General features: G+C 53.9%; 7 protein-coding genes. All 7 read right to left on the bottom strand.

Annotation, left to right across the window (positions count from 1 at the left end; translation table 11 throughout):
* Nucleotides 1–278: 278 nt before the first annotated feature.
* The 7 genes from tssG to tssA all read right to left on the bottom strand — a co-directional run bounded on the left by tssG (nt 279) and on the right by tssA (nt 7,756).
* The gene (tssG, locus tag QNK41_RS02610) at nt 279–1,298 is read right to left on the bottom strand and encodes a type VI secretion system baseplate subunit TssG (RefSeq protein ID WP_319253455.1); all 1,020 of its coding nucleotides are present in this window, start codon (nt 1,296–1,298) and stop codon (nt 279–281) included.
* Complete coding sequence (gene tssF, locus QNK41_RS02605; protein ID WP_319253453.1) at nt 1,262–3,136, bottom strand: type VI secretion system baseplate subunit TssF; 1,875 nt, start codon at nt 3,134–3,136, stop codon at nt 1,262–1,264. The genes tssG and tssF overlap by 37 nt, the downstream gene beginning before the upstream one ends.
* A gap of 4 nt (nt 3,137–3,140) precedes the next feature.
* Nucleotides 3,141–3,635 carry a type VI secretion system baseplate subunit TssE gene (gene tssE / locus QNK41_RS02600; protein WP_319253450.1) on the bottom strand — a complete coding sequence of 165 codons (495 nt, stop codon included), beginning with the start codon at nt 3,633–3,635 and terminating at the stop codon, nt 3,141–3,143.
* Nucleotides 3,628–4,452: a type VI secretion system accessory protein TagJ gene (locus tag QNK41_RS02595; RefSeq protein WP_319253448.1), complete on the bottom strand. Its 825-nt coding sequence runs from the start codon at nt 4,450–4,452 to the stop codon at nt 3,628–3,630. The genes tssE and QNK41_RS02595 overlap by 8 nt, the downstream gene beginning before the upstream one ends.
* Nucleotides 4,453–4,493: 41 nt before the next feature.
* Nucleotides 4,494–5,993: a type VI secretion system contractile sheath large subunit gene (tssC, locus tag QNK41_RS02590; RefSeq protein ID WP_319253446.1), complete on the bottom strand. Its 1,500-nt coding sequence runs from the start codon at nt 5,991–5,993 to the stop codon at nt 4,494–4,496.
* Nucleotides 5,994–5,995: 2 nt separating this feature from the next.
* Nucleotides 5,996–6,529, bottom strand: coding sequence for a type VI secretion system contractile sheath small subunit (gene tssB, locus QNK41_RS02585; RefSeq protein ID WP_319253444.1), 534 nt, complete (start codon nt 6,527–6,529; stop codon nt 5,996–5,998).
* A gap of 93 nt (nt 6,530–6,622) precedes the next feature.
* Complete coding sequence (gene tssA / locus QNK41_RS02580) at nt 6,623–7,756, bottom strand: type VI secretion system protein TssA (RefSeq protein ID WP_319253442.1); 1,134 nt, start codon at nt 7,754–7,756, stop codon at nt 6,623–6,625.
* Nucleotides 7,757–8,248 lie beyond the last annotated feature (492 nt).

Raw genomic sequence — 8,248 nt, 5'->3', positions numbered from 1 at the left:
CCAACGTTGCAAAAGCGGGAGGGTTTCAGAGCCAAGGCGCCGAGGGTGACGCCGTAGCATTTTACTGCAATCCCTTGGCAACGCGGGTCGCAGATCCCGTTGAAGACGGGGATCTGGAATCCTCCCGCTTTCCCGAAAGGGTGAAAACATGAGAAAATCACTGTTTTTGCAGGAATTCACATCCTGTGGACTCCTGCACATCCAGAAAAATTAAATTTTTTCTATATAATTACAGAATTTTACAATATTTTTTACATGTTTTTATGCAACGATGGGGTTTATGCCGCATCGGCTTCAACGATCAAATCGGTGACGTCCTTTTCGAAAGGCAGGCTCTGAAGCCATGTGGTCCAACCCAGACGTCCCGATTCACCGAGGTGAACCGCCGGCACTTCGGCCGCCTTGAGGATCAGTTGTAATTCCCAGTTCAGTTCATCGCCCACATAGTTGCGAACCCAGTCCTTCAGTCCTGCAAAGCTCTCACTCCCGGGCAGCATCCGTTCATAGTCCTTCAGGTTCATGGGGCCCATCACGATTCTGAACTTTTGCTGGCAACTCCATACCTGCGAGCCGACGACCGTGTTGACACCCACCGTTGCCGTATCGGGCGATTGGCCCAATCGGCATAGGTATTCGTCGGGTACCTTAATCCACTGGCCGATAAACTCTTTGATGGACGTCTGGATGCCGAAATAATTCTCGATTATGGCTCGCAGCCCCTCAGCATGTCGTGTCTGGCAGGCAAGATGCCCGGAAAAATGCAGCTTGGCCACATCTGGCACGCTGTCCCGGTCGCTGAAGGAATCATGGCCGATTCCGATTAGGCTGCCGATGTAGGCAGCGAAGCGATCTTCATCGGCTCGGTCGTGACTCACCGTCTGCCGATTACAGGCCCACGCCCGGTAAAAAAGGCTGATCATGCGATTATTGAAGATATCGAGAAAACGGGCCAGTGTGTGATCGTCATGATTCAGTTCCCGGTCGTGAATATAATCGGTGATATGCAGCGGCAGGGGTCCCTGGGGCCCGAGCAAACCCAAAAAATTCACCATGAGACGGGGTTTACCGGTCTTCTTCTGTCGTTCAAATCGCTGGAGCGTGGCAGGCGCAAAGCCCAGGGAAGGCTCCTGACAGAATTGAATGGGATCGTCTGCCGAGCGGGTCGCGTACCCCAGACGGGGTTTTTCCGGGAACCCACATTCCACCCTTCGGGCAACCTGAAAAAAGCTCAGCCCGGCAGGATTCTCGAGGAACCGCAGGTCTATAGCGTGTGCCTGATCCCTATGCTTGCTGGCCATCGCATTATTTCTCCACGTTCCCGGGTTTTGATCACCGTTTCCGTAAACGAGTTGATGGAGACATATTTTGAAAAGAAGAGGTTCATCACGGCCCCCAGCAGAAAGACGCCGGTCCCCTCGAAGGCTGCTTCGTCAAATTCCAGGGCAACCTCTATGCCCCGGACAAAGGCGATCTGCCCCTGGTCACTGATCCGGCGGGTAATGGGCCGACTGTTCACCGCCAACACCCCTTCGATCTGTTTTCGGGTCTGAAGATCACGGGTGTCACAGTACAGCCTGAACAAGTCTCGAATGGCAGCGGATCCCTTTCCATCCGGACTGTCCACCAGGGAAAGATAATTAAGGTTCAGGTGGTTGATCATTCGCCAGCTGACCTCGCCCTCGGCCGTGGAGGGACGGGGTGCGGTGGGACCCGACAGACACCGCACGGATTCTACCGGGGAACTGATGTCAAGATTGAAGTCCGTTTTACCGCGACCGATAGCCATTTGGATGGGGAGATCACGGTTGGTGCAGAGGGTTTCAACCGCCAGTTGACGCAAATCGGACCGGTACGGTGCAGCCGCAGCGTCGACAATGGACAGAAATACTTCACTGCCACCGTAGCCGGAGCGTCGACCTTGCTGTTTTTCCCTGTTCGACATCATGCGGGGGATTCGGTTTACCGTGAAGTATGCACCACCGCCATTGGTTTCATCAATATCAGTGGCCGAGTAAAAGGGGGCAAACGCCTGTTTCTCATCGGCCTGAACGCCGTAGCCGGTCACCCTCAGCACCTGATAAACCTCAAAATCCATCGGGCGTGTCCGGTTGGGCACGACGTGAAATTCAGACGATTTATCGGATAGGTGAATACGATCAGCCCGTTTCGGGAACAGGTTGATCACCGGCGCACAATGCAAAACAAAATTGCCGGCATCAACCCGGCCTTCCAGTTCACGCTCTTCACGATCGAGCAGGATAACGAGATCGACCGCGTTACTTTCACAGCGTTTGATGCATTCGCGCAGTCCTTGTAAACGGAAGAACAGGAACCGTTGAGGAAACGCGAAATACTCATGCAGCAACCGATAGCCCAAGAAAGACCGTGCCCCCACTGGCAGGAGTGCCTCTTCATCAGCAAATCCAACCTGGCAGATGGACGCAGCGGGCAGGACACGCTGCCAGGCAAAGGGTTTTTCCGACGGCTGGACCAATACGTTCGTCCCGTGGGCAAAAATATGCTCATAAAGCTGCATCGGAAAATCTTCCGTCCCACGGATGAAAAAGGTTAATGCGTCCAGGTCAAGATTGGAAAAAGCCATGTCGGCTGGGGTTTCAAGACGGATGCGAAGACCCGCCTTGGCGGATGCCGTTGAAGCGGGCAGCGCCAGGCTGCTGAGGTCTCGCGCGTAGTACTCCGCTTGAACGACCGTCACCGGCCAAAGCGTAACGGAATGTCCCGTGCGGTACTCGCATGCGGTGCGATCATCATTGCCAATCACCGACCGAAGTATCGTGCCGCGCTGGATTTCAAATCCATTTTCCAATCCGCTTTGGGCCGCGTCAAAGGCAAACTGCAAAACAGCCATAGAGGGGGTTGGCGATAGGTAGTGAGGATAAACCGTTTCTAAAATCGACTGGGTAAGCTGGGGAAACTCAGCGTTTAATTTCAACTGTACGCGCGCAGCAAGAAAGGCGAACCCTTCCAGCAAGCGTTCCACGTAAGGGTCACCGCAGGCGAATTCGTCCAGAGAGAGACGGCTGGCAACTTTGGGAAATTCCCTTGCAAATTCGCCTGCTGCACCCCGCAAGTGCTGAAGTTCACGATTGTAGTATCTTAATAGTCGCCGGTCCACAGTTTCACCGATTTAACTTACACTTGCCCGTTTCAAGATCTAGCTCGGTTTTGATAAAAAGGGATTCGGGGATGGGCTGGGTCCAGAGGTTCCCGCGGATCTCAAAACGGATAGAACGATTGCTCATCTCTTCTTTATCAACCGTCATGACTATGGAGATGGTGTTGGGAATGATGCGTGGCTCAAAGCGCCGAAGCGCTTCGGTCAATCGATAGCGCATGTCCTCGACACTCAGGCTGGATGCGGTCATCCCCGCGACACTCTGCACACCAAAGTTCAAGACCGACGACGGGACTTGCTCAAACTCGTCTAAACCGTCTTGTTCAGCATTGGCGTATGTGTTCAGCAGCCATGCCAGATCGCGGAGAACCGCCTGACGGTATTTCTGCGCGCTCATCACGCGTTGATTCCGGCTCTCCTGCTGCTTGTTGGGTTCATCATCGGTCAGCCGGTCCAGCAGGCACGGCTGCAGTTTTTCAGACGGTGTCAATTCAGCCATGCTGTGGTTTCTCTTCCAGTGGGCTTTCTGAAGGGTCGAGGAAGACCTCCCGAACCTCCAGCAGGGGGTACTCCCCTTGGTCCGTGGCCAGCATGCGCTGCCCAATGCCTGATACTATATTGTTTCCGGAATCCCTCCAATCGGTTTTACGACCCATCCGAAACGAGCTGTCTTGCGCCTCTTCTGAACCGGGATATCGACTTGGAATCAGGCCCACCGCCTGGCCCTGGTTGGCCCAGGTAAAGGTTGCCGTTGCCCAGATCACATCACGGAGGTTGACCGGTTTGTCGATCCGAATTTCCCGAATCCGCTCGAAAGGGATCCAATAATATTTGCCGTTGACGATGGCTTCAAGGGTCGGACCCAGCCTTGTGTCGGCATCCGCTATCCAGGTGAAGGCCTGCCCGTCAATGGTACCCGAGATGGCCGGAGCCGATTCAAAGGCTTGATCGCGCAGTTCGGCGGCTGCCTTGAGATTACCGGCGGCGATAAGTCCCGGTACCTGGGTGAGCCAGACCATCCACTCCAGCGGTTCACCAAATATCAAAGGAGTCCGTTTGCCTTCAAAGACATTTGCACGCAACACCTCACAGTTCAGGGCGGGACGATAGACCTGGGCCATGAGCAGCGCATCTGAATCCATGTCGGCCGCGACATTGAGTTGGGTAATGGCCCGGTCCCACTGGCCAAGGACACTGAGCAACTGGAATAGAAAGATGCGCAGTTCAACTTTTGACGGATCGCTGCGGATCGCCTCCGTAAGGGCAGCCAGCGCTTTATCAAGCTCGCCGGTTTGAAGATAGTGTTCAGCTTGCATAGGCCCCCGCTTAAGAACGATTTACTTGGATAGCAAAGTGATCACGATCCACCCTTGGCCGATGGCAGTTTGGAAACCAGTCTCAGGGACACGCTCAAACCCTCCAACTGATAATGGGGACGCAAGAAGAACTTGGCGCTGTAGTATCCCGGATTGCCTTCGATATCCTCGACCACCACTTCTGCGGCGGATAAGGGATACCTGGACTTGACACTATCCGAAGCAGTCGGGTCCGTGGTGACATATTTGGTGATCCAGTTGTTCAGCCAGGTCTCTACTTCGTTACGTTCCGCAAAGGACCCGATTTTGTCGCGCACGATACACTTCAGGTAGTGGGCGAAGCGACAGGTCGCAAACAGATACGGCAGCCTCGCGCCCAGGTTTGCGTTGGCGGTGGCGTCGGGATCGTCGAACTCCGCGGGGCTGTGTAAGGACTGTGCACCCACGAATACCGCATAATCGGTATTCTTCCAGTGGGAAAGCGGCATCAATCCGTTCTTGGCCAACTCCGCTTCCCTGCGGTCGGTAATGGCGATTTCGGTCGGACATTTCATGTCCACGCCACCATCGTCCGTGGGAAAGGTATGGGTCGGCAAGCCCTCCACCATGCCGCCGCTCTCGGCGCCACGGATCCGCGAACACCAGCCGTAAAGTTTGAATGCCCGGTTGATGTTGACAGCCATTGCATAGGCGGAATTGGACCAGCAGTATTTTGAGTGATCGGCACCTTCGGTGTCTTCTTCGAAGTCAAACTCCTCCACCGGCTCGGTTTTTGCGCCGAAGGGAATGCGGGACAAGAATCTGGGCATCGTCAGTCCAACGTACCGGGAGTCATCCGAGTCTCGAAGAGAGCGCCAGGAGGCATATTCGGCAGTTTGTAGAATTTTGGTCAGATCCCGCGGATTTCCCAACTCCTGCCACGTGTCCATGTTCATCAGTCCCGGATCGGCGGCAGAAATAAATGGCGCATGTGCCGCCGCGGCAATCTGGGCAATGCCACTTAACATCTCCACGTTTTTTGGCGTGTGATCAAAGGTGTAGTCACCGACGAGACAACCATAGGGTTCGCCGCCCGGTGTACCGAATTCGTCCTCGTACATCTTTTTGAACAACGGGCTCTGATCCCAGGCCGTACCCTTAAATTTTTTCAGGGTCTTGCCCAAGTCTTTCTTGGACAGGTTCAGCACCCTGATCTTGAGCTGTTCGTCCGTCTCCGTATTGTTGATCAAATGGGACAACCCGCGCCAGGTGCCTTCCAACCGCTGAAAATCCCCATGATGCATGATCAGATTGATCTGCTCGCTTAGCTTTTTATCGATTTCGGCAACGATGGTTTCTATCGTCCTGACAGCATCGTCGGAAATCAACGCGGTCTGTTCCAATGCCTGTGCCGCCAACGTCTGTACAGCGTTTTGCACTGCCTCGCGGGCCCGATCCGTCTTGGGTTTGAATTCTTTGTGAAGCAGCCCCTCAAACTCATTCATCTCCATGGTTTGGGCTTCTGTGGTTTCTGCAGTGGTATCCTTTTTTAAATCTGCCATGATCAACCTTCCCCTTCCTTCTTTTCAGATCCTGCATCCGGTTTGGGTGTCGCGGACAACGCCTGCATGAGCGTCGGATCGCTTAGCAGCTTGGCCACGAGCTCCTCGGCGCCCCCCTTGCCATCCATATAGGTCACTAAGTTGGCCAATTGGGTGCGGGCCTTGAGCAGATTGCTCAAGGCATCAACCTTTTGGGCCACCGCCGCCGGTGAAAAATCATCCATGCTCTCAAAGGTCAGGTCGACGTTGAGGTTGCCTTCACCGGTCAAGGTGTTGGGAACCTGGAATGCAACCCGCGGTTTGGCTGATTTCATGCGTTCGTCGAAATTATCCACATCGATTTCCAAAAATTTTCGTTCGGCAACGCCGGGTAACGCCTCTTCCGGTTTTCCGGATAAATCGGCCATCACTCCCATCACAAATGGCAGGTTGATGGTCTGCTCTGCACCGTAAGTCTCTAGATCGTATTCGATCTGCACCCTCGGTGCTCTGTTGCGGGCAATGAATTTCTGGCTACTTGCTTTTCCTTTGGCCATGGTCGTTTCTCCCTTCTTGTATATATCAGGTATCTAATAATAACGAGGGCTTGTGAACGCTTATGTATTTTACACCCCGCGCAAGGCGGTGTATCACCCTTCGGGTGGTTCATCTTCTCCGCTGACCATTTTCACCTGGGACATGGCATCCGGAGAAAGATCGCGAATGATGTCCACGAAACTTTTACCGACAAGGCGCTTGGCCCGCTTGATCAGCAAAGGGACCGGGCTGGACGGTTCATTCTGCTCGTAATGGCTGATAATCATGTCCAGGGCTTTCAGCACGTCTTGATTCGATGTGACACGCCCGGACAATACCTGCCCGGAGGCGCCACCGGTGGAAGCTGTCCGGTTTTCGGCGTCTGTGGGGGAGGCGTTTGTATTGGGCCGTGTAGGGTCTGAAGCCTGGGTCTGTTTGAGCGATGACATATCCTGTCCATACCCCCTTCGCTCCATGTACATGCTTGTTTTCGATTGCATCTGCTGCAGCAGATGCTCAAGTCGGCTGAAATTAGGTGCGGCAGCCGATCCCACAAGGTCCATCAGCAGTGTATCCAGTGCGCCAAGATGGTCCATGCATTCGCGCAGCGTCTGATCCGTGGATTGCAGGTCTTCGATATCGGTCTGTTCAAAAGCGGCGTCGATGACCTGCATCGAAGGTATGGCGCTCGCCTCAGTTTCGGGAGCCGTTATTTCACCGGATGCAATCATCATTTGACGCAGGCTCGCACGGGGCAGCCGCGCATCCTCCGGCGTGCACAGCGGAATCTCCATCAGTCGGGGAATGAATTTCATCGGGTCCTGATCGTTCATCGCCGTCGATGCGGGAGAGAGGGCGCTGATGATATTTATCCGTTCCAGGGGGTCATTGTCATCTTCGGGATCCAGTTGGGGAAACAAGTGGTCCCAGTAGCGTTCCACAACACCTCGCATCAAAGCGAGACCATCGTGAAAGCTGGTCAATCCCTTTAAACGGAGGGACGAGGCGGTCAAATAGAGGATTAGTCTGAGATCACGGCTGCGGTCAAGCAATGCTAAACTCTGGCTGTAAACCTGCTTCCAATCGGGTTCTTCTCTTTCCTGAACATAGTCGCCCACCTGTGTTTCCGCCTTGCCCTGGGCGATTCGCTCGAGTTCCAGAAAAGCGGCATCATAGGAGATATCTACACCACAGGGAGCATCCGGTGAAATTTCGGCAAGGAGTGCGTCGACGTCAAAATTGGTCACAGCATACCTCAGTGAGCTACCTGAAAGATAAAAGCACAATGATAAATGGTCGAGAAATGCAGTCGGCTGAAGCCCGACAAAAACGGGTAACGCTTACTGCGAGAATAGCCGGTCTAAATAAATTGAACATTCCCCGCGGCCCCGATAAGCGGGATCTTTGCTTCGCGCCGACAAGCGGCGGGGAGTCCGCTCGCTGCCGCGGTTCAAGGTGAATTCGGTCAGACAGGGTCAGACTATCAATGAAGCTGATGAGGATCTTAGGGATTCCAATTCGGGTAGCAATCCCTGTATAGGGCGCCTGCGTTGCTGTCCGATTCAGACCATACCAGCATTGAATGGACACCATTTAGGGATGCCGGAAATCATGTTCGGTTTGGTCAAATTATCTCACCCGCACGGTGCGAGCAATAAGCTTTAATCATTTATATCATTCAAGATTCAAGCTGTAAACATTTATTCTTCACCTTCCCATTCGGGGCTTGAAAGGGTGGT

Source organism: Desulfosarcina sp. (genome assembly GCF_033791525.1).
Classification (GTDB): domain Bacteria; phylum Desulfobacterota; class Desulfobacteria; order Desulfobacterales; family Desulfosarcinaceae; genus Desulfosarcina.
The sequence above is the reverse complement of the archived record's forward strand: the minus strand, read 5'-3'. Positions and strand labels throughout refer to the sequence as shown.

Excerpts from the sequence above, each read along its gene's own strand:
- tssG (WP_319253455.1), bottom strand. The coding sequence starts at position 1,298 with ATGGCCAGCAAGCATAGGGATCAGGCACACGCTATAGACCTGCGGTTC.
- tssE (WP_319253450.1), bottom strand. The coding sequence starts at position 3,635 with ATGGCTGAATTGACACCGTCTGAAAAACTGCAGCCGTGCCTGCTGGAC.
- QNK41_RS02595 (WP_319253448.1), bottom strand. The coding sequence starts at position 4,452 with ATGCAAGCTGAACACTATCTTCAAACCGGCGAGCTTGATAAAGCGCTG.
- tssC (WP_319253446.1), bottom strand. The coding sequence starts at position 5,993 with ATGGCAGATTTAAAAAAGGATACCACTGCAGAAACCACAGAAGCCCAA.
- tssB (WP_319253444.1), bottom strand. The coding sequence starts at position 6,529 with ATGGCCAAAGGAAAAGCAAGTAGCCAGAAATTCATTGCCCGCAACAGA.